Genomic DNA, 20,621 nt, shown 5'->3' on the forward strand with positions numbered 1-20,621 from the left:
GTCCTCGGCGTCGACACGATCGACGCAATCTCAGAGGGCGATCGAGCCATCGGCGTGCCGCACCAACCGCCCGACCCTTTGTCCATCGGCGTCGAGCAGCTCGAGCTCGAGGGGCATCTTGCCGAGCGCGTGGGTCGCGCAGGACAGACAAGGGTCATAGGCCCGGATCGCGACCTCGATGCGGTTGAGCAAGGGCTCGGTGAGCGTGTGACCGTCGAGATCGTCGGCGGCGACACGGCGGATGGACTCGTTCATCGCCTGATTGTTGTTGGTCGTGGAAACGATAAGGTTGGCGCGGGTCACCAGCCCGTCGGGGTCGATCTCGTAGTGGTGGAAGAGTGTCCCGCGCGGTGCCTCCAGCACGCCGATGCCGGTGGTTTGCAGCCTGCCGTCGCGGCGCAGGTCCGTGCCCTGCAGGTCGGGGTCCAAGAGCAGATCCCGGATCGCCTCGGCGCAATGCAGCAGCTCGATCATCCGCGCCCAATGGGTTGCGAGTGCGGCCTGCAGCGGGCGTCCCTCTCCGGCGGCCGCGAAGTCCTGACGCTCCTGCTCGGCGAGCGAGGTATGAAAATGCTCGCAGTTGTTGACGCGCGCAAGCGGGCCGACCCGATACCAACCCTGCTCCGGTCCGAGCGCCACGATGAAGGGAAACTTCATGTAGCTCCAGGGCTTGATCTCCTCGTGGATCAGCTCGGCGTAACCCTGATCGTCCGCATGATCGAAGATGGTCTCGCCCTGCGGGTCGCGCGCGCGCAGCCCACCGTCGTAGAGCTCGAAGCCACCGTCCGGTGCGACCAGACTCAGTGTATTGGCATCGACGGCGGCAAAGCGGTAGTGAAAATCGGGGCGCGTCAGGATGATGCGCTTGATGAGCTGAACTCCTTTCTCGGCCCAGTCGAGGATTCGGTCGATGTCGGCCAAGAGCAGATCGCGCTCCTCGAGGCTGACATTCTTGTTCACCCCGCCCGGCAGCGCGCCGGTGCCGTGGACACGCTTGCCCGAGGTCACACGGATGACCTCCTGCCCGAATTTGCGCAGCAGCACGCCCTGCATCGCGATCTCCGGATGATCCCGGATAACGCCGACGATGTTGCGGTGGGCCACCGCGTCGTCGATGCCGAAGAGCAAATCGGGCGAGGAGAGATGGAAGAAATGCAGCGCGTGGGACTGGAGCACCTGCCCCAGATGCATCAGGCGACGCACCTTCTCGGCCGTCGGTGTCAGCCGATCAACCCCGATGAGCCGATCGCACGCCTTGGCTGCGGCCAGGTGATGGCTGACCGGACAGATCCCGCACAGGCGCTGCACCAGTACCGGCAGCTCCCAATAGGGTCGCCCCTGGATGAACTTCTCGAAGCCCCTGAACTCGACGATATGCAGCCGCGCCTGCTTGACGTGGTTGTCCTCGTCGAGCAAAAGGGTCACCTTTCCGTGACCCTCGACGCGGGTCAGAGGTTCGATGCAGACCCGTTTGAGGGTCTCGGGGTGCCGGGCGGTCTCCAGGTTCGTGGTCATGGTAGAAACCTCGGGCGGGTTCGGGGTTCCGCGCTGAGGAACCGTTCAAAAATAAGAAAAGCAAGGCGGCGAAAGAACGCCTTTGCGTTTCGAAATGCCGGATTTAAACCGCGCCGACTCCAACGGTCGTCAAGCCTGCCGGGGTCGATCCCATCCAAAAACGTCGCATACCGCGCTTGGCGCGGTTTAATCAAAATGAATCTGCAAATAGGGAAACGCGATCGGCCTGCCCTCCAAAAACGCGGTCAGAAAGGTCCAGATGGCATCGGCCGAGGGCGGGCAGCCCGGCAAAAAATAGTCGATGGCAACCACCTCGTGGATCGGATGCACCTGGTTGAGCAGCAGCGGGATCTCGGGATCGCTCGGGATCCCCGGATTGTGCACCCCGATGCCGTCGCAATAAGACTCGCGCAGGCACTCGGCGAGGCCGAACTGGTTACGCATCGCCGGGATCCCGCCGTTGACCGCGCAGGCACCGACGGCGACCAGGGTCTTGCAGCGACGTCGAAACTCGCGCAACACCTCGACGTTCTCCGCGTTGGCGACCCCGCCCTCGATCAAACCCAGGTCGCAGTCGCCGAGCGTCTTGATGTCGGTCAAAGGGGTGCGGTCGAAGGTCACCAGATCGACCAGCTGCAGGATGCGCTCGTCGATGTCCAAAAGGGACATATGGCAGCCGAAGCAGCCACAGAGCGAGACGGTCGCGACACGAGGTTTGTCGGCCATCAGACCACCTCCTCCTCGTGTGCACGCACGTCGCCGACAATGCTGATGGGCTCGCGGTCGTAGAGGCGCTCGCCGATCGGTGTCTCGTAGCCGCGCCCCTTCGGCAGGATGGCGCCGGTCGGACAGACATGGGCCGCCTTGTCGCCCGCGGCAAAGCTGGAATCGCCCAACAGACCACTGGGCGAGTCGATCACCAGATGGCTGTCGAGACCTCGCCCGCTGATGGCGAAGACCCGCTTGCCGTCGTGGTCGCGGCTGGCACGCACGCAGAGCTCGCAGAGGATGCAGCGGTTGAAATCGATGATGACGTCCGAGTGCGAGGCATCGACCGGCCGGCGCGGGAAGAAGTGGGTGAAGTGCGGTGCGAGCATCCCGGTGTAGTAGGCGACCGCTTGGAGCTGACACGCCCCGCTCTTCTCGCAGGCCGGACAGACATGATTGCCCTCCACGAAGAGCATCTGCAGGATAGCCCGGCGCGTCTCCTGAATCGACTCGGAGCAGCTGTCGACCTCCATTCCCTCGCTCGCCGCGGCGGTGCAGGCCGAGACCTGGCGCCCGCCGATGTCGACCAGGCAGACACGGCAGCTGCCGTGCGGCGCGAACTCCGGGTTGTGGCAGAGGTGCGGGATATAGACCCCGGCGGCAAGCGCCGCATCCATGATGGTCTGGCCGGTCTCGAAGGGGATCTCGCGGCCGTCGAGCTTGAAGGTCTTGCTCATGCCGTCTCTCCCGATAGCGCGTGGATATGCGCGCCGGGGTCATTGCGGCCCGCAATTCCTCGGGCCTCCGACAACGCCGCATCCAGATCGAAAGACGGGGTGTGGGCCTCGCGCGCCAGGCGCCGTCGATAGATCGACGGGAACTTGTCCAGCGTGTTGAGCACATGGTTGGGCGCCGTATGACCCAACCCGCAATAGCTCGCTTGGCGCATCACGGCGCCGATGTGGCGTATCTCGCTGAGGTCGTATTCCGAGCCCTGACCGGCGACGACCTTCTCGACCAGGTTGCGCAGGAGCGCCCCGCCGACCCGACAGGGTGTGCAGAAGCCGCAGCTCTCGTGCGCGAAGAAGGCGGCGAAGTTGCGGACCATGTCGAGCAGGTCGCGGCTGTCGTCGAAGATCATGAAGGAGCCGGCGGTCGGCAGGTCCTCGAAGGCGATGATGCGATCGAAGTCCGCCGGCGAGAGGGTCGCTCCCGCCGCGCCCGAGATCTGGACCGCTTGGGTGTTCTCCGCCCCGCAGTCGGACAGGACGCGATGGACCGGCGTGCCGAACGGATACTCGTAGATACCGGGCCGCGCGCAGTCTCCGCTCACCGAAAGGATCTTGCTGCCGGCGGACTGATCGGTGCCTTCGCCGCGGAGCCAATAGCCGCCCCATTGGACCACCCGCGCGGCGGCGAGAAAGGTCTCGACATTGTTGACCACCGTCGGCTGATCGTCGAAGCCGCTGGTCACCGGGAAGGGCGGGCGCTTGCGCGTGACACCGCGCTTGCCTTCCAGCGACTCGATCAGCGCCGATTCTTCGCCGCAGATGTAGGCGCCCGCACCCAGGTGGATCTCGATGTCGAAGTCGAAGCCGTCGCGGCCGAGAATCCTCGCACCGAGCAGCCCCTCGGCGCGACGGCGTTGCAGCACTGATTCGAGATGCGGCAGGAGGTAAAGATATTCGCCGCGCAGATAGAGGAAGCCCCGGCGGGCGCCGATGACGCCGGCGCAGACCGTCATGCCCTCGATGACGAGATCCGCATAGTCGGTCAGCAGGACGCGATCCTTGAAGGTCCCGGGCTCGCCCTCGTCCGCGTTGCAGACGACATAGCGATCGGTCCCCGGAGCCTCGCGACAGAAGCGCCATTTGAGTGCGGTGGTAAAACCCGCCCCGCCGCGTCCGCGCAGTCCCGAACGCTCCACCTCCGCGAGCGCCGCGTCTGCGCCCTCATCGAGAAGTCGACGCAACGCAGCACCGTCGGTCGCCGGATTGCCGAGGAGAAGTCCACGCCGACGGATGTTGTTTTCGACCCGGAAGAACTCGCCCGGCCAACGGTCGAGCGGGATGCCCTCCTGCACCAGATCGGCGATCCGATCGACCCTCTGCGCATCTAGGTTGGTCACGGCCTGGCCGTTGATCAAGAGTGCGGGGCCTTGGTCGCACATCCCGGTACAGGAGGCGAGACCGACGCTCACGCGCCCGTCCGAGCGGATCAGGTCACGTCCCCACGCCGGCAGACCCATCAACCCGAGACGCTCGATCAATAGACGGATCAGACGCCGACTACCCAGCATCCTGTCGGTGATGTTGTCGCTGAAACGGATCTCGAAGGCGCCGCGCGGGCGCTCATGCAGAAAGGCGTAGAAGGCGATGGCGGCGCGCACCTGGGTGCGTGTGACATCCAGTGCAGCGGATAAGGCTTCCACCGCCGCGTCCGGGACGTAGGAAAAACGCTGCTGGACGCGGATCAGATGCTGAAGCAGGTGCCGCGGATCTCGGCCATGGGTTGCAAGCGACTCCGCCACGAACCCCTCGACCGTGACGGCTGCGGACACGTTCATCGACACCTCCCGCGGACTCAAGCATCGGGCTGGACATCGTGCTGCCTCATGGCAGTATAGAACATGGTAACGAGGACTTGCCGCCGTTCGGGCCGATCAATCTCGCAGGATGGCGGGCACCTTGGAGCCAGGGCGTCTCACCCCGGTGTCCATCGTTTGCGGTCCTCCCGATTCTCGAAACCAGGCGCACCTCGACCCTGAAAACGCAAACCGCACCCCTCCCCGACGGAGTCTCGCGCCATGACCAGAAAGCTTGGCGGTTTCAACCTCCCCGGACCCTTCCGGGCGGATCAACTCAAGCCCGGCGACCCCTACGAGCTCTCGGGCGGACACCCCATCGAGTGCCTGCCGGTCGGTGGACGGGGCTCGCGGGCCAATCTGATCGGCGCCACCATCCTCGACAGCGACCCGGACGTGGAGTCCGCCGGCGTCGACACCGGCTTCGCGCTAACGCCGGACACCCTACGCGCGCCGGATGTTGCGGTAGGCAATGTCACCGACGCGCCGGGCTGGGTGAAGGGCACGGCACCGCCGCTGGCGGTCGAGTATGCGGACACCGGCCAAGACGAGGCGGAGTTGACAGCCAAGATTGCCGACCTGCTAGCGGCCGGAACCCGCCTGGTTTGGGTCGTGCGGCTGGTCGGCCCGCACCGAGTCGAGATCCATGCACCCGAAAGCGCGATGCGACTCGCCTATCCCGGCGAGGTGCTCGCGGCCCCCGGCATCCTGCGCAATCCGGTGCCGGTCGCGGCCCTCTTCGACCGCGACGCCGCGCATGAGGTGACCTTACGGAACCTGTTGCAACGCAAGGGTTACCGTGATCTGGAGCAGGTGCGCGAAGACGGAAAGATAGAAGGCAAGCTGGAAGGCAAGATAGAGGGCAGGGCCGAGGGGCGTAGCGAGGGCGAGCTGGCGGCCTTGCGGGATGCGCTCAACCTGATCCTGGATCAGCGGGCATTCAGCATCGGACCCGGGCAGCATGCGGCGATCCGGGAGTGCGTCGATCCCGACCAATTACGCCGATGGCTGCGACTGGCGATCGGCGCCACCTCGGAATCCGAGATCTTCGGGGCGTCGGCGAATGGCGCCTGAACGGCGGCCGGACGCCGGCATCGAGACTCAGACCACTGCATCCACATAAAACCACCGACCCTCCTCTCGCACGAACCGGCTGGTTTCATGGAGACGATGTGCGCGGCCGCCGATCTTGTAGCGGGCGACGAACTCGACGATCCCGTGCCGATCACTCGGGCCGCCCGCCTCGACCCGACGCACCTGCAGGCCGAGCCAACGCGCCGGCTCGCACTTGAGATCGAGCGCCGGAGGCCGCGTGGAGGCATGCCAGGTGCTCAAAAGATAATCCGTCCGCCCCCGGACGTAGGCGACATAGCGCGAGCGCATCAGGGCCTCGGCGGTATCCGGACACAGATCCGTGTCCAGATAGCGCCCGCAACAGGCCGGATACTCCGCGGGTGCGCCGCACGGACACCGATCAAGCTGTTTCATAAGACCTCTTTAGCCGACGCTCGGAGCCTGCGACTCCCGCGAATCAAGTTGACATAACATTTTTCGCCGCACCCCTTGACATCGACCCGGCGCGATTCTACTTTACATAACGCAGGCGCTCGCAAGAGGTCTGCAGAGACCGCGGTTCACGAGAACGCGCAACTTCCATATTGCTCAACAGAGGATATGTCAATGACAAACATCGACTTTTCACCACTCTTCCGCTCCATGATCGGTTTCGATCGGATGTCGTCCGCGTTGGAGACGGCCTACCGCTCCGAGCCCGGCGGCTACCCGCCTTACAACATCGAGGCCAGCGGCGAGAACGACTACCGCATCACCATGGCGGTCGCCGGTTTCACCGAGAAGGACCTCACCATGGAGGTCAAGGAGAACATCCTGACCGTATCGGGTGCGCGGTCGGACGACGAGGACAAGGGTCAAACCAAGTTCCTCTATCGCGGGATCGCCAACCGCAACTTCGAGCGTAAGTTCCAGCTTGCCGACTATGTCCGGGTCCTGGATGCGCGGCTCGAAAACGGCCTCCTGCATGTCGACCTGCGTCGCGAGATCCCGGAGGCGATGAAGCCCCGCAAGATCGAGATCCGCGGCGAAACGGGCCGGTATCTCGAGGGCGAGGCCCACAAGACCCAAGCCGCCGCCTGATTCGAAGGTGGTGCGTCACGCGGCTCGACCGCGTGACGCCTCGGGTCGATCAAGAACGTCGATCGTAAAACAAGCCGGGCCATTGCCCGGCTTGCTCGCGTGTGCGCTGCGTTGGGTCTTGGATCCGCGCCTCCGTCGAGAGCAGGATTCCCGCCCGACGACCGATCACCCGCCAGATTGAAAGCCTTTGCGCCCTTTGCGCCTTTGCGGTTCAAATAAGCCATTCGATCAACACTCTCGACATCACATTCGGACCCATGCGTCTCTCCTCCTTGATCCGCCTGTGCTGGATCCTGCTCGCCCTGGCGAGCGGCAGCGCCCGCGCGGCTCTGCCTCTCCAGGTCGCGGGCGAGCCCCTACCGAGCCTCGCCCCCATGCTCGAGCAGGTCGTGCCGGCCGTCGTGAACATCTCCACCGTCACGCGCATCGAGGCGGCCGAGCATCCGCTGATGCGCGACCCCTTCTTTCGCCGCTTCTTCGAGATGCCGCCCGAGCATCGGCACCGCGAGGGCAACAGCCTGGGCTCGGGGATCATCGTCGATGACGAGCGTGGCCTGGTCCTGACCAATCAGCACGTCATCGCCAAGGCAAGCGAGATCCGGGTGACCCTGCACGACGGGCGCACCCTGGTGGCCGAGCTGGTCGGCGCGGACCCGGAGACCGATATCGCGGTCCTGCGCATCCCGGCCGAAGACCTGGCCGCCTTGCCGGTGGTGGACTCGGATGGGCTCAAGGTCGGCGACTTCGTGGTCGCGATCGGCAACCCCTTTGGCCTCAGCCAGACGGTGACCTCGGGCATCGTCAGCGGACTCGGCCGTTCGGGTCTCGGGATCGAGGGCTACGAGAGCTTCATCCAGACCGACGCATCCATCAATCCGGGCAACTCGGGCGGTCCGCTGGTGAACCTGCGCGGCGAGCTGGTCGGCGTGAATACGGCGATTCTCGCACCGGGCGGCGGCAACATCGGGATCGGTTTCGCCATCCCCGCGAACATGGCGCGGGCGGTCATGGATCAGCTCGTGGAGCACGGATCGGTTCGACGCGGCCTCTTCGGCGTCGCCATCCAGGATCTCACGCCCGAGCTGGCCGCCGCACTCGGCATCGCGCAACGCGACGGGGCCGTGGTCAACGCGGTGGAGCCCGACTCGGCCGCAGCAGCGGCAGGTCTTCAAGAAGGCGATGTGATTCTCGCGATCAACGGCGCTGCCGTAAAAGGGGCCGACGATCTACGCAACCGATTCGGCCTGTTGCGCGTCGGCGCGGGCGTCGAGCTCGAGATCTCGCGCGGGGGCAAGACGCGCCGGCTCAAAGGGACCATCGCCGACCCTTACGCGGCATTCGTCGAGGGGCGTCGCGTCGCCCCCGATCTCGCGGGTGCCTTGCTCGGCGAGCTCGATCGTCGCGGCGGCGTTCCGGCACTCCCCGTCGGGACCGTGGAGCCCGGCAGTCCTGCATGGAACGCGGGTCTTCGCGAGGGTGACCGCCTGCTTCAGGTCAACGGCCAACGGGTCGCAAGCCTGCGCGACGTCGCGCAGGTCCTGCGTCAAACCGGAGACATCCTGAGCCTGCGTGTCCAACGCGGCGATGATCTGGTCGTCCTGGCCCGACGCTGACCGGGCGTTCGCGATCCGTTGATCTGGATCCGGTTGCATCCGCCGGATTTCGGTCCATGATTAGCCGAAATTGCATTGACAATTGTCTAGTCGGATCTCGTGCATCAGACCACGCATAGGTCCGGCACGACCCCGAACATGGACCGAAAGCCATCGGACAGGCACAAAACCACCAAAGCAGTACCGAACCACCTCACGGGTGGAGGAGCACGCGATGTCAGCCATGCAGATCGCCGGACGGCAGCTCGAGATCAACAAGCAGGGCCATCTGGCCTATTTCGACGATTGGGAGCCTTCGGTCGCCACGGCCTTGGCGGAAGAGGAAGGCCTGAGCCTGACCGAATGTCATTGGGCAGTGATCAATTTCCTTCGCGAATATTACGCAACGCATGAGATGCCGCCGTCCCCGAAGGTCATCATCAAGACCGTCGGCGCGCATGTTTCACCGCATACGCCCTGCTCGCGCAAGCACCTGGAAGGGCTCTTTCCGGACGGGGGCTGCAAGCAGGCCTGTCGTCTCGCGGGGTTGCCCCGCTATTACTGTCATTCCTGCTAAACCGCGCCCGGTGCGGTATGCGTCATTTGGCGGATGGATTGGCCGCGCCGGCTCCGACGACTGTCGGAGCCGGCGCGGTTTAAAGGATTAAAAATCTTAAATTCCAAACCGCGCGCAGCTCAACCGGGGTAGGGCAATCGACCGTAAATCCGGCTCAGGACACGCAGCCGCTCGGCTGCGTCGTCCGTCAACATGTCCTCGCGATAGCGCCAAAGCCAGTTGCCCTCGGACGTCCCGGGGCGGTTCATGCACGCCTCGGCGCCCAAACCCAGAACATCCTGCATCGGGAAGAGCGCAAGCGCGGCGACCGACCCGAGCGCGCTGCGAATGAAGTCCCAGTGGATCTCGCTGCCGTCGCTGTTGAGATAGAGCATCGCGTTGTGTCGGGTTGTCGGGTCGCGCAGCGCCCACCATCCGAGCAGGGTGTTGTTGTCGTGGGTGCCGGTGTAGACCGCGAGGCTGGAACGATGATTGTGGGGCAGGAAGGACGAGCGTCCGAATCCGCCCTCGGTGTCCTCGAATCCGAATTGCAGGATCGCCATGCCGGGCAGCTCCAGGCCGTCGCGCAGCGCCTCCACGTCCTCGGTAATCACACCGAGATCCTCGGCGATCAGCGGCAGGCCCTCGCCGAGCGTTGCGCGCAGCGCGTCGAAGAGCGCCATCCCGGGACCCGGCATCCAACGGCCGTTGACGGCGGTCTCCTCCGTCGCCGGGATCTCCCAGTAGCCGGCGAACCCCCGAAAGTGATCGATCCGCACCAGGTCGACCAGCTCCAAGACCCGTCGTAGGCGTTGTACCCAGAAACTGTAGCCGTCCGCCGCCACCTTCGGCCAATCGTAAAGCGGATTGCCCCAACGCTGCCCGGTTGCGCTGAAATAATCCGGCGGCACACCGGCGATGACCGTCGGATGACCCGCCTCGTCGAGCTGAAACCACTCCCGATGCGTCCAGACCTCGCTCGAATCATGGGCGACGAAGATCGGCATGTCGCCGATGAGACGCACACCGCGGCTGTTGGCATAGGCGCGCAGCCCGGACCACTGCGTGTAGAAGAAGTACTGGATCAGACGTTGGGCATCGAGCTCGCGCGCATGGGCCTTGCTCCACCGCGCCAGGGCCTCCGGCTCGCGTCGGGCGAGATCGGCGCGCCACTCGGTCCAGGGGCGGTGTCCGTGGTGGACCTTCAGCGCATGATAGAGGGCGAAGTCGTCCAACCAGTCGGCATGCGCCCGACGGAAAAGGAGGTAGTCCCCGCGATCGCTCTCGCTCGCGTGCTCCTGAAACGCATGCACGGCGCGGGCGATCAGCGCACGCTTCCACGGGATGACGGCATGGAAATCGACCTGATCGCTCGAAAAATCCGGGGGATCGAGCTCCTCCGGGTCGAGCCACCCCCTTTCCAGCAAGAGCTCCGGGCTGATCAATAACGGATTGCCGGCAAAAGCGGAGGTGCACTGATAAGGCGACTCTCCGTATCCGGTCGGCCCCAACGGCAACATCTGCCACAGCCCCTGCCCCGCTGCCGCGAGAAAATCCACGAAACGTCGGGCCGAGTGCCCGAGATCTCCGATCCCGTAAGGGCCGGGCAGCGATGTCGGGTGGAGCAAAATGCCGCTGGTGCGGTGCATGCCGTGACTCCAAAGTCTGGGCGAGGGATAAAAGCCGCGAGTCTACCCAAAGCGCGCTCGAAAAGCCGCGCGGGATTGCTCGCGGGTTCTCACCGTGGCCGATTTGAATTCAGCTACACTCCCTACGTAATTTCCGCGGCGGACCGACGTCGGGCGCCCGCTTCCACATGAGAGACGCGTCCAGATGTTCAAGCAAATCCGTCTGTGGGCCAATATCCTCCTCGTGATCGGCGCCGCGATTATCCTGGCCATCACCACGCTTACACTCGTAAGCCTGCACAATCTCAAGACGGTGAGCCGCACGGCGGAGGAGTCCGAGCTGCGTCAGTTCGCGGCGATGGTCCAGACGCAGATCCGCGAGGAGGTCGACTTGGCGGAGGCATTGAGCGTTCTGGTCGCCGAGATGCCGGAGGTCCAGGCGCGTTTCTCCGCAGGCGATCGTGACTGGCTCGTCGAGCAGCTTCATCCGCCGTTCGAGGCCCTCGCGCGCGACTTCGGCGCGGTTCAGTTCCAGTTCCACACCGCGCCGGCCATGTCCTTTCTGCGTCTGCATATGCTGGAGAAGTTCGGCGACGACCTCTCGAGCTTCCGCCAGTCGATCGTGGATACCAACCGTGACATCAAGCCGCACCGCGGGCTGGAATTCGGCGTCGCCGGCCTCGGCGCCCGCGGCGTGGTGCCGGTGCTCCGCGAGGGGCGACATCTGGGCTCGGTCGAGTTCGGCATGTCCTTCGGCCAAGCCTTCTTCGACGACTTCAAAGCAAGCTACGGCGTTGAGGCCGCCTTCTATATCCTGCGCGACGGCAAACTGGAGACCTTTGCAAGTACCCATGAAGGTCAGCCCTTCCTCGGCCCGGATGCGCTCGAGGTGGCCTTCGCAGGCGAATCCCAGGTCGCAGAGCTTCAGATCGGCACGAAACCCATCGCCGCCTATGCCGAGATGATTCCGGATTATTCGGGCAACCCGCTCGGCGTCGTCGAGGTGGCGATGGATCGCACCCCGTACGTCGCCGTCCTCGACAAGACGCGCATGCAGGCCACGATCATCGGAGTGCTCGTCGCGCTGTTCAGTATCGGGATCTCGCTGATCACCGCCAGTGCCATCACCAAGCGGATCCGCCGCCTGGCCAACGAAATCAATCGCGTCACCAACGGCGATCTGAGCGGCGGCGGCGCGATCGACGGCAAGGACGAACTCGCCGACCTCGCCCGCACGCTCGACGGGATGCGCGGACATCTCAACGCATTGGTCACAGGCGTGGAGACGACCGCATTCTCGGTCCACGCGGCCTCGCGCGAGATCGCGCAGGCGATCGACGGACAGGCCGCGACATCCAGCCAGATGTCGGCCTCGGTGGCCGAGATCACCTCCACGATGGAAGAGCTCTCCGCCTCCTCGACCCAGATCGCGGAATACTCCCAGTCCGTCGTCACCATCGCCGGTCGGACCTACGACGACAGCCTGCGCGGGTCGGATGCCATGCAGCACCTAGTGGAAAAGATGCGGCGGATCGGCGAGGACAATCAGAGCGCGCTGAACGAGATCCTCGCGCTCGGCACACGCTCCAAGGAGATCTCCAAGATCATGCAGATCATCGACACGGTGGCGGACCAGACCAAGCTGATCGCCTTCAACGCCGCCCTGGAGGCATCCTCCGCGGGCGAGGCGGGAAAACGCTTCGGCGTGGTCGCCGCCGAGATCCGCCGACTCGCCGACTCGGTGACCGAATCCACCGGAGAGATCACCGGCAAGGTCGCCGAGATCCAGGAGTCGATCAACCGGCTCGTGATCAGCTCGGAGAAAGGCTCCACCGGGATCCAGCAGGGGATCGCGGACTCGGCCAGCACGGCCGACATCCTCCAGGCCCTGGTGGAGGCCGCGAGCGAGACCTCGACATCCGCCCAACAGATCAGTCTCTCTACCCAACAGCAGCGGACCGCCAGCGATCAGGTCGTGGTCGCCTTGCGCGAGATCGTCACCGCCAGCTCGGAAACCGCCGGCGCCGTGCGCCAAATTGCCGATATCGCGCGCGATATGAACGAGCTCTCGGGTGCCCTTCAGGGCAGCTTGGATCAGTTTGTGCTCAAGGGTGCACAGACGCCTTCCGCAGACGCCGGAGTATCGAGCCGGCCCTGATGACGGAGTGATCGATGCAACCTGTACGCGTCTTGGTGGTCGACGACAGCCGCTCCGCAAGGAGCCTGATCCGTGCGCTGATTGAAGCCGCACCGGGGCTTGTCGTCTGCGGCGAGGCGGCGGATGGTCGGGAGGCGGTCGAAAAGGCCCTGGCACTCAAGCCGGACGTGGTCACCATGGATCTTCAGATGCCCGAGATGGACGGGATGCAGGCGATCGAGGAGATCATGGCCCGCCAAGCCGTGCCCATTCTGGTGCTTTCCGACCTGGCCGACGCCCCCAACGCGATGGCCGCGATCGCGCGCGGCGCGCTCGAGGCCGCGCGCAAGCCGACCTTCGACGAGGGGCCGGGGCTGGCGTCGCGCCTGCGCATCCTGGCCCGGATTCCGGTCATTCGCCATATTCGCCGCAACGGCGCGCTCACCTTCAAGCAGGGATCCGACGATCCGGCATCTCCGGCCCGGCTTGACGCGCGCGTGCCGACTGAACCGAGCCGCCCCGGCTCGCCTGTCGTGGCCATCGCCTCCTCGACCGGCGGACCTCAGGCGCTCGCGCGAATCCTTCCGGACCTTCCGGCGGACTTTGCGGCCCCGGTTCTGATCGCCCAGCACATCTCCGACGGCTTTGCCGGGGCGATGGCCGACTGGTTGAGCCGACTCTGCGCGCTGCCGGTGAAGATCCCCGTCGAGGGCGAGGCACTCATGCCGGGGCAGATCTATCTCGCCGATTCCATCACCCACATGACGCTCGGTGCCGGACGCCGCATCCGCTTGGAGCAGCGTATGGAGAGCGACATGTATCGCCCGAGCTGCGATCGGCTGCTGGCCAGCGTCGCGGCGCAGGTCGGGCGCGATGCCGTCGGCGTGATCCTCACCGGGATGGGACGCGACGGCGCACAAGGGATGCTCGCGCTCGCGAAGGCCGGCGGAACGACCATTGCCCAAGACGAGGCCACCTCGGTCATCTTCGGGATGAACCGCGAGGCGATCTTTGCCGGCGGCGTGCAGATGACGCTGCCGCTCGATCTCATCGCAGGCAAGCTGTGCATGCTGGCGGGTCGTCGCGCCGTGCTCGGCATCGGGATCGCCTGATGCCGATTCAAACCTTCAAAACGTTCGTCAAGGATCGCCTCGGGCTGCATTTCGGCCCGGACGCGGATGGACGACTCCGCTCCATCCTGGCGGGCAGGATGGCGGCAACTGCCGCGGGGTCGACCGACGACTATCTGACATCCGTCGCCGCCGATCCGGTCGAGCTCGGGCGTCTGACCAGTCTGCTGACGGTCAACGAGACCTACTTCTACCGTGAGCCTGCGCATCTGAAGCTGCTCGTGGATCGGCTCGTACCTGCACGCCTGGCGCAAGCCGAGCAAGGCAATCCGATCCGGATTCTCTCCTTGGGATGCTCCACCGGCGAGGAACCCTATTCGATCGCCATCGCCTTGCGCGAGCGTTACGGCGATCTCGCCGAGCGTCTCTTCCGCATCACCGCGGGCGACGTCGACGATGCCGCACTCGAGCGCGCACGCACTGCGCTCTACGGCCCGTTCGCCTTTCGGACCCTGCCCGTCGAGCTCCGGGATCGCTGGTTCTCCGCGATCGACGGCAGGCACCGCCGCATCGATGCCGCGATCCGACGACAGGTCGATTTCATCTCCTGGAACCTGCTCGCACCCGCCTACCCGACGGCGCTGCAGGGACAAGACGTCATCTTCTTCCGCAACGTCTCCATCTACTTCGACCCGGCGACCCGCAAGGCCGTCATGGCGCGGCTGCGTGACCTGCTCAAGCCACAGGGTCATCTGATCGTCGGCACCTCCGAGACGCTGGCCAACGACTTCGGCCTGATGCGCCTGCTCGCCCTGGACGGCGTCTTCCTGTTCGAGAAGATGCCGGTCGAGCCCTCGCCACGGCGCACGCCCCGCGGACTCGATGCACGCTCGGCCACTGCCGTACAGACGCGCCCGAGCGCACGCGCGCCCCGAGCCGAAGCAGCAGGATCCGCCTCGACCGACCGACGCGATCCGTCGGTCGAGAACCCGGCCGAGCAGGGGCGCTATGAGCAGGCCCTGGCATCGGCCCGATCCGAGCGTTTCGAGGAGGCGCTTCGCCATCTCGCCCCGCTTTGCGATCGCGAGGACGCCGCCGTCGAGCATCTCGCGCTCCAATCCCATCTGCTGCTCGAGCGCGGCGACACGGCCGGTGCCGAAGCGGCCGCGCAACGCGCGCTGACGCGAGACCCCTGGTCTTCGGACGCCCTCCTTTTGCTCGGCCGATGCGCGCGTCTGCGCGGCGACACACAGGGGGCGATCAGCGCCTTGCGTCGGGTGGTTTACGACAAACCCGACTGCTGGCGGGCCCATTATCAGCTCGCCGAAACCTATCGCCAGCAAGGCGAGACGGGGCCGGCAGAACGCGAATACCGGATCGTGCTGCGCCAGCTGCGCAACGAGACACTCGCGCTGCAGGGCACGGGCGCGCTGCCTTCGCTCCTGTCGGTGAAGGATCTGCGTTTCCTGTGCGAGACGCGTCTGGCTCGTCTCGCCGACGCCGCGGCCTGAGAACCGGCTCATGTCACTCGACATCACCAAATTCATCGGCCGTTTCGTCGACGAGGCGCGCGAGCATATCGCCCGGCTGGAGACCGGAGTCGCCCGACTCGGGACGACGGACGACGGCGGCCGAGACGGGATCGACACCCTGTTCCGCTCCGCCCACACCATCAAGGGATCCTCGCGCATGCTCAAGCTCGCGAGCATCGCCGAGACCGCACACCATCTCGAAGACGTGCTCGGCGTCTTGCGCGAAGGCAAGATCCAGCCCGATCCGGCGCTCGCCGCACTGCTGATGCGGGGTGTCGATGCGATCGGCGCAATGATCGAAGAGGTCGCCGCCAACGGCGCGGGCGCGGCCTCCGGGCCGCCGGACCAAGCCCTCTGCGAGCGGCTCACCCGAGCCGCCGCGGGTGATTGGTCGGAGCCGGTCCCGACGCCCGTTCCCAACCCTTCGGCCGCAGCTGATACGCGCTCGACCCCTGTCGACACCCCGTCGGAAACCCCGACGCAGCCCTTACCCGCGCCCTCATCCGCGGCGGACACGACGCCGAAGCCCCCGCAACCGACAGGCACCGAGACCGCGACAAGCATCCGCGCACCCGAGAGCGTGCGCGTGCGTATGGACAAGCTCGACACCCTGGTCAAGCTGATGGGCGAGATGGTCTCCAACCAGGCGCGTCTGCGTCACGTCCTGGGCGAGGCGCGCCTGCTCGATGCCGCGGCCCGGACGCTCGCCGTCCGCACCGTCGGCGAAACGGCGTCCGAGTCGGCCGAGCTTGCCCGCGCGCTGCACAGATTCACCCTCGATCTGCGCGACCTGACGCTCGATCAGGAGCGACTCATCGGCGAGCTCAACGATCGCGCACTCGGCATGCGGATGCTGCCTCTGGGCACGGTCATGGATCCGATCGCCCGGGTTGCGCGCGAGCTCGGGCGCTCGCTCGGCAAGGAGATTCGGTGCGAGACGAGCGGCAGCGAGATCGAGCTCGACCGTCAGATCATCGACCACCTCGGCGATGCGCTGGTCCATCTGGTGCGCAACGCCATCGACCACGGCATCGAGTCGACCGAGGAGCGTCTGGCGGCGGGCAAGCCGGCGCTCGGGGAGATCCGTCTCTCGGCACGCCAGGAGGGCGGCGCCGTGCTGATCGCCATCGGCGACGACGGCCGCGGACTCGACCGCGCGCGGATCCTCGAGAAGGCCGTCCAGAAGGGCCTGATCGAAACGGGTGCCGGCCAAGAGATCACCGACGAGCAGGTCGCCGATCTCATCTTCCAACCCGGATTCAGCACCAGCGCCATCATCACCGAGGTCTCGGGTCGCGGTGTCGGTATGGATGTGGTCAAGCGCGCCATCACCGACGACCTCCAGGGCTCGGTCTCGATCAACTCTCGCGCGGGCGCCGGAACCACCCTGACGCTCAAGCTCCCGCTCTCGCTGGCGGTGATGCGCATCCTGCTGCTCGAAGCGGCCGGACACTGCTTCGGGATCACCGCGCCGCACGTCTCCGAGCTGATCCGCACCTCCCGGTCCGAAACGATTCAGGTCGCCGGACGCCCGGCCGTCGTGCTCCGCAACGAGCTGGTCCCTCTGATCCCCCTGGCCGATCTCCTGGGCCTGCCCGCGTCGGCCGAGTCATCCGCGCGACGGCGTCACGGACTCGACGAGGAGGCGCTCCTGGTCGTCATCATCGGGGTGCGACAAGCCAAACTCGGGCTGGTGGTGGATCAGCTGGTCGACGAGCGCGACATGGTCCTCAAACCGCTGCCCGAGCACATGCGCGGCCGGGGCGCCTTCGGCGGTCTGGTCGGCGGCGTGGTCGTCACCGGCACCAACGCCTTGGTGAGCCTGCTCCAGGCCCCTGCCCTGCTGGACGCGGCACGACGCATCCGCGGCGAGGCGATCAAAGCCGCGGCGAAGGATTCGGCGCCCCGACACGAGGGACAACAGGGCCAGCACATCCTGGTGGTGGACGACTCGCTGAATACGCGCGAGATCGAAAAAGAGGTCCTGGAGGCGTCCGGCTACCGCGTCACCCTGGCCGAAGACGGTCTCGACGGTTGGCAGAAGGCCGTGGGCGGACGCTTCGACGCGGTCCTCACCGATGTAGAGATGCCCGGTCTGGACGGCTTCTCGCTCACCGCCAAGCTGCGCGAGAACGACAAATACCGCTCCACGCCCATCATCATCGTCACCTCGCGTCAAACCCGCGAGGACAAACAGCGGGGCATCCAGGTCGGCGCCGACGCCTATATCGTCAAGGGCGACTTCGACCAATCGAATCTAGTCGAGACCTTACGGAATCTGCTCGGCTGATCACACACAGCTTATGAGGAACGGTTCAAAAATGATTGAAACAACTCGACGAGAGAACTCCTTCGCCACGGCTGTCGTTGTCGATTACGACAACGATTAGATTCGGTGCTCGACTTATTTCCGACACGTTACTATGGACGATTTGTCATGCGTATCTTGATCGTCGACGACGACCCTTTCGCCGGAGCGATGGCCGAGGCCATCCTGGATGCGGAGGGGCACGACTGTAAGCTCATGGAGAGCGGCGTGGAGGCACTCGAGTCCCTCGGCGAGGACGGCAGCGAATTCGACCTGGTCATCTCCGACATGCACATGCCGCTGTTGAGCGGTTTGGACCTGTTCCGGGAGATGCGCGATCGGGGCATGGCCACACCCTTCGTCCTCCTCACCGGCGACGACCCGGAGCCGTTGCGCGCGCAGGTATCCGGTCTTGCCGCCTGTCTGACGAAGGATGCGTCGCTCGAGGCCACCTTGGCGGCGGCCGTCGCCGAGCTCTAACGAGGAACCCATGGCCGCCGAACGGGGAAACGCCCCCATGCCCGCAGCGCCGAACAAGGCCGAATCCTTTCAGATCCGCAAGGCGCGTCTACGCGCGTCCTTTCTCTCTCAGCTGCCCGGACGCCTAGCCGATGCGCGCCGTGCCGTCGCCGAGCTGCGCGCGGGCGAGATCGATCACGCGCATCTCGACGCGCTCTACATCCTTTTCCACACCCTGAAGGGATCGGGCGCGACCTTCGGTTTCCGACAGATCAGCGATGCCGCCAAAAGCGCCGAGCAAGCCGTGCGCCGTGCTATGGACTCGGGCGGGCGGATCGAGGCCGCGCTGCCCGGCGAGCTCGAGCCCTTGATGAGCGATCTGGATGCCTTGGCGCTCGCCGCCGCGGTGCAGGTGGACTTGGAGGTGACACCTGGATTCGAGCTTCCCGAGCCGGAGCCCGAACCGGCATCCGGACAAGCGCCCGACACGGCGCCCGACGCCCGTCTCGGGCAACCCGCGGATCGCAGCCAGCGGATGGTCTATCTCTGCGACGACGACCCGGATCTTGCCGCGCAACTGGCCGGTCAGCTCGGCTGTTTCGGCTACCGCGTGCGTGCCTTCACGAACCTCGCCGACCTGCGCGAGGCGGTCGGCATCAAACGCCCGTCGGCGATGATCCTCGACGTCGTCTTTCCGGAGGACGAGAACGCCGGGCCGAAGATGCTGGCCGAGCTTAGGGCCGGAGAGGAGGAGGCGATCCCCTGCATCTTCATCTCCTGTCGCGACGACTTCGGCGGGCGCCTCCAGGCCGTACGTGCCGGCGGCAGCGCCTATTGCACCAAGCCGATCAAGACGGTCGAGCTGCTGGAATTCCTCGATCGGCTCACCAACCCGCATCCGCCCGAACCCATCAACGTCCTGGTGGTGGACGACGACCGCGAGCTGGCCCAGTTCCATGCGACGGTCCTTGAAGAAGCCGGAATGGTCGCCGAGGCGGTGAGCGATCCGGAGCAGGTGCTGAGTCTGCTCGACACCTTCGATGCCGATCTGGTGTTGATGGACATGTATATGCCGGACTGCTCGGGGCCGGAGCTGTCGCGGATCCTGCGCCAGATTCCGGGGCATGTGAGCCTGCCGATCATCTATGTCTCCTCCGAGACGGACGTGGAGCGCCAGCACAAGGCGCTCGCGGTCGGCGCCGACGGCTTTCTGACCAAACCGATCGAGCCGGACCGGCTGATCGCCGAGGTGAGTCTGCGGGCCGAGCGGATGCGCATCCTGCACTCCCTGATGGTTCGCGACGGCCTGACCGGACTCTTCAACCACAACGCCATCATGCAGTTTCTCGAGGTCGCCGTGGCAAACGCACGCCGGGCCGGAACATCCCTGTGCTTCGCCATGATCGACGTCGATCACTTCAAATCGGTCAACGACACCTACGGTCATCCGACCGGAGATCAGGTCCTGATGGCGCTGAGTCGCACACTTCGCCTGCGCCTGCGCGAGGACGATCTAGTCGGGCGTTACGGCGGGGAAGAGTTCGCGGTGGTCCTAAACGGGGTGGGTGTGAGGCAGGCCAAGTGCATCCTCGATGCCCTGCGCACCAGCTTCTCCAACGTCACCTTCTTCTCGGACGGACAGGAGTTCCGCTGCACCTTCAGCGTCGGGGTGTCGGACTTTCCGACCTTCGACAGCCCGGAGGCCATGACCGAGGCCGCCGACCGGGCGCTCTACCGGGCCAAGAAGGGCGGTCGCAACCGGGTCGAGATCGCGGCGGGGCAAGACGCCTTGCCAGAGCCTTCGTCCGAATCGACGGGGACATCCGATGGATCTTGAACGAACCGAATCGCAGGCCATGCCATCCGACCGCGACGAGCTGGACATGCTCCTGGATCGGCGGCGCGAAGCCGACGCTCGCATCGTCGAGGTCGAGACCGCCAAGGTTAAGCTCGTGATCTTCGTCGTCGGCGAGGCGTTGCTTGCCTTCCCGTCGCGCGTGCTGGTGGAGATCCTCCCCCTCGCGACCATCCATTTCGTCCCGGGCTGTCCGCCGGCGCTGGAGGGCGTCATCAATGTCCGCGGCGATATCGCCTCGGTGGTCCGCCTCGGCGATCTGCTCGGCATGACACATGTTCCGTCCGCCCGTCGCTCCGCCATTCTGCTCGCCCGGGGCACCCGCGTGCACAGCGGGTTGCGGGTCGATCGGGTGGTCGATGTCCTGGACGTCGTCGAGGAGTCCATCCAGGCTCCGCCGGACAGCTTGCCCGAGCCTCTGCGCGGGCTCGCAACCGGGGTATTCGAGCATGAGGGACAGGTCGTGATCCTGCTCGATATGGATCGGGTATTTCAGAGCCTCTTGCCCGAGCAACGGTGACGC

Annotated in this window: 17 protein-coding genes; 11 read left to right on the top strand and 6 right to left on the bottom strand. The window is 65.6% G+C overall.

Annotated features, from left to right (window positions below):
- Positions 1–30: 30 nt before the first annotated feature.
- The 4 genes from BLV04_RS11170 to BLV04_RS11185 form a co-directional block, all read right to left on the bottom strand.
- Entirely contained in the window at positions 31–1,515 is a 1,485-nt protein-coding gene (locus tag BLV04_RS11170; RefSeq protein WP_093031589.1) for a Ni/Fe hydrogenase subunit alpha, read from the bottom strand.
- A 186-nt stretch (positions 1,516–1,701) separates the two neighbouring features.
- Positions 1,702–2,241 carry an NADH-quinone oxidoreductase subunit B family protein gene (locus BLV04_RS11175; RefSeq protein ID WP_093031592.1) on the bottom strand — a complete coding sequence of 180 codons (540 nt, stop codon included), beginning with the start codon at positions 2,239–2,241 and terminating at the stop codon, positions 1,702–1,704.
- Positions 2,241–2,960 carry a 2Fe-2S iron-sulfur cluster-binding protein gene (locus BLV04_RS11180; protein ID WP_093031595.1) on the bottom strand — a complete coding sequence of 240 codons (720 nt, stop codon included), beginning with the start codon at positions 2,958–2,960 and terminating at the stop codon, positions 2,241–2,243. Before BLV04_RS11180 ends, BLV04_RS11175 begins: the two co-directional genes overlap by 1 nt.
- Positions 2,957–4,789, bottom strand: coding sequence for an NADH-ubiquinone oxidoreductase-F iron-sulfur binding region domain-containing protein (locus tag BLV04_RS11185; protein WP_093031597.1), 1,833 nt, complete (start codon positions 4,787–4,789; stop codon positions 2,957–2,959). Before BLV04_RS11185 ends, BLV04_RS11180 begins: the two co-directional genes overlap by 4 nt.
- A 240-nt stretch (positions 4,790–5,029) precedes the next feature.
- On the opposite strand from BLV04_RS11185, the gene BLV04_RS11190 reads away from it, so the two are divergent.
- A complete protein-coding gene (locus BLV04_RS11190) occupies positions 5,030–5,881 on the top strand; it encodes a Uma2 family endonuclease (RefSeq protein WP_093031600.1) in 852 nt (283 codons plus the stop codon).
- Between the two features lie 27 nt (positions 5,882–5,908).
- On the opposite strand, the gene BLV04_RS11195 is transcribed toward BLV04_RS11190, so the two are convergent.
- Positions 5,909–6,295: a YchJ family protein gene (locus BLV04_RS11195; RefSeq protein ID WP_093031602.1), complete on the bottom strand. Its 387-nt coding sequence runs from the start codon at positions 6,293–6,295 to the stop codon at positions 5,909–5,911.
- 192 nt (positions 6,296–6,487) lie between these two features.
- On the opposite strand from BLV04_RS11195, the gene BLV04_RS11200 reads away from it, so the two are divergent.
- The 3 genes from BLV04_RS11200 to BLV04_RS11210 all read left to right on the top strand — a co-directional run bounded on the left by BLV04_RS11200 (position 6,488) and on the right by BLV04_RS11210 (position 9,130).
- On the top strand, positions 6,488–6,961 hold the full coding sequence (locus BLV04_RS11200; RefSeq protein ID WP_093031605.1) for an Hsp20 family protein: 474 nt from the start codon (positions 6,488–6,490) through the stop codon (positions 6,959–6,961).
- 257 nt (positions 6,962–7,218) lie between these two features.
- Entirely contained in the window at positions 7,219–8,574 is a 1,356-nt protein-coding gene (locus BLV04_RS11205; protein ID WP_093031608.1) for a DegQ family serine endoprotease, read from the top strand.
- A 214-nt stretch (positions 8,575–8,788) separates the two neighbouring features.
- Positions 8,789–9,130: a TusE/DsrC/DsvC family sulfur relay protein gene (locus tag BLV04_RS11210; protein WP_093031611.1), complete on the top strand. Its 342-nt coding sequence runs from the start codon at positions 8,789–8,791 to the stop codon at positions 9,128–9,130.
- A gap of 119 nt (positions 9,131–9,249) precedes the next feature.
- On the opposite strand, the gene malQ is transcribed toward BLV04_RS11210, so the two are convergent.
- Complete coding sequence (gene malQ, locus BLV04_RS11215; RefSeq protein ID WP_093031614.1) at positions 9,250–10,758, bottom strand: 4-alpha-glucanotransferase; 1,509 nt, start codon at positions 10,756–10,758, stop codon at positions 9,250–9,252.
- A 184-nt stretch (positions 10,759–10,942) separates the two neighbouring features.
- On the opposite strand from malQ, the gene BLV04_RS11220 reads away from it, so the two are divergent.
- The 7 genes from BLV04_RS11220 (at position 10,943) to BLV04_RS11250 (ending at position 20,618) form a co-directional block, all read left to right on the top strand.
- Entirely contained in the window at positions 10,943–12,895 is a 1,953-nt protein-coding gene (locus tag BLV04_RS11220) for a methyl-accepting chemotaxis protein (protein WP_093031617.1), read from the top strand.
- 14 nt (positions 12,896–12,909) lie between these two features.
- Positions 12,910–13,986 (top strand): chemotaxis-specific protein-glutamate methyltransferase CheB, encoded by a 1,077-nt coding sequence (cheB, locus tag BLV04_RS11225; protein WP_093031620.1) that lies wholly within the window; start codon positions 12,910–12,912, stop codon positions 13,984–13,986.
- Positions 13,986–15,455 carry a CheR family methyltransferase gene (locus BLV04_RS11230; protein ID WP_093031623.1) on the top strand — a complete coding sequence of 490 codons (1,470 nt, stop codon included), beginning with the start codon at positions 13,986–13,988 and terminating at the stop codon, positions 15,453–15,455. The genes cheB and BLV04_RS11230 overlap by 1 nt, the downstream gene beginning before the upstream one ends.
- 10 nt (positions 15,456–15,465) lie before the next feature.
- Positions 15,466–17,766, top strand: coding sequence for a hybrid sensor histidine kinase/response regulator (locus tag BLV04_RS11235; protein ID WP_093031626.1), 2,301 nt, complete (start codon positions 15,466–15,468; stop codon positions 17,764–17,766).
- Between the two features lie 147 nt (positions 17,767–17,913).
- Positions 17,914–18,264, top strand: coding sequence for a response regulator (locus BLV04_RS11240; protein ID WP_093031629.1), 351 nt, complete (start codon positions 17,914–17,916; stop codon positions 18,262–18,264).
- A gap of 10 nt (positions 18,265–18,274) precedes the next feature.
- Positions 18,275–20,080: a diguanylate cyclase gene (locus BLV04_RS11245; protein WP_093031632.1), complete on the top strand. Its 1,806-nt coding sequence runs from the start codon at positions 18,275–18,277 to the stop codon at positions 20,078–20,080.
- Complete coding sequence (locus BLV04_RS11250) at positions 20,070–20,618, top strand: chemotaxis protein CheW (RefSeq protein ID WP_093031635.1); 549 nt, start codon at positions 20,070–20,072, stop codon at positions 20,616–20,618. Before BLV04_RS11245 ends, BLV04_RS11250 begins: the two co-directional genes overlap by 11 nt.
- Positions 20,619–20,621: the final 3 nt, after the last annotated feature.

Origin of the sequence: Thiocapsa roseopersicina (genome assembly GCF_900106925.1) — a bacterium.
Taxonomy (GTDB): domain Bacteria; phylum Pseudomonadota; class Gammaproteobacteria; order Chromatiales; family Chromatiaceae; genus Thiocapsa; species Thiocapsa roseopersicina.

What these genes read in the sequence shown, in the direction of transcription:
- BLV04_RS11245 (WP_093031632.1), top strand. Translation starts at nt 18,275, where the DNA reads ATGGCCGCCGAACGGGGAAACGCCCCCATGCCCGCAGCGCCGAACAAG.
- BLV04_RS11235 (WP_093031626.1), top strand. Translation starts at nt 15,466, where the DNA reads ATGTCACTCGACATCACCAAATTCATCGGCCGTTTCGTCGACGAGGCG.
- BLV04_RS11180 (WP_093031595.1), bottom strand. Translation starts at nt 2,960, where the DNA reads ATGAGCAAGACCTTCAAGCTCGACGGCCGCGAGATCCCCTTCGAGACC.
- BLV04_RS11190 (WP_093031600.1), top strand. Translation starts at nt 5,030, where the DNA reads ATGACCAGAAAGCTTGGCGGTTTCAACCTCCCCGGACCCTTCCGGGCG.
- BLV04_RS11185 (WP_093031597.1), bottom strand. Translation starts at nt 4,789, where the DNA reads ATGAACGTGTCCGCAGCCGTCACGGTCGAGGGGTTCGTGGCGGAGTCG.
- BLV04_RS11205 (WP_093031608.1), top strand. Translation starts at nt 7,219, where the DNA reads ATGCGTCTCTCCTCCTTGATCCGCCTGTGCTGGATCCTGCTCGCCCTG.
- BLV04_RS11240 (WP_093031629.1), top strand. Translation starts at nt 17,914, where the DNA reads ATGCGTATCTTGATCGTCGACGACGACCCTTTCGCCGGAGCGATGGCC.
- BLV04_RS11220 (WP_093031617.1), top strand. Translation starts at nt 10,943, where the DNA reads ATGTTCAAGCAAATCCGTCTGTGGGCCAATATCCTCCTCGTGATCGGC.
- BLV04_RS11210 (WP_093031611.1), top strand. Translation starts at nt 8,789, where the DNA reads ATGTCAGCCATGCAGATCGCCGGACGGCAGCTCGAGATCAACAAGCAG.
- BLV04_RS11250 (WP_093031635.1), top strand. Translation starts at nt 20,070, where the DNA reads ATGGATCTTGAACGAACCGAATCGCAGGCCATGCCATCCGACCGCGAC.
- BLV04_RS11200 (WP_093031605.1), top strand. Translation starts at nt 6,488, where the DNA reads ATGACAAACATCGACTTTTCACCACTCTTCCGCTCCATGATCGGTTTC.
- BLV04_RS11230 (WP_093031623.1), top strand. Translation starts at nt 13,986, where the DNA reads ATGCCGATTCAAACCTTCAAAACGTTCGTCAAGGATCGCCTCGGGCTG.
- BLV04_RS11170 (WP_093031589.1), bottom strand. Translation starts at nt 1,515, where the DNA reads ATGACCACGAACCTGGAGACCGCCCGGCACCCCGAGACCCTCAAACGG.
- malQ (WP_093031614.1), bottom strand. Translation starts at nt 10,758, where the DNA reads ATGCACCGCACCAGCGGCATTTTGCTCCACCCGACATCGCTGCCCGGC.
- BLV04_RS11195 (WP_093031602.1), bottom strand. Translation starts at nt 6,295, where the DNA reads ATGAAACAGCTTGATCGGTGTCCGTGCGGCGCACCCGCGGAGTATCCG.
- BLV04_RS11175 (WP_093031592.1), bottom strand. Translation starts at nt 2,241, where the DNA reads ATGGCCGACAAACCTCGTGTCGCGACCGTCTCGCTCTGTGGCTGCTTC.
- cheB (WP_093031620.1), top strand. Translation starts at nt 12,910, where the DNA reads ATGCAACCTGTACGCGTCTTGGTGGTCGACGACAGCCGCTCCGCAAGG.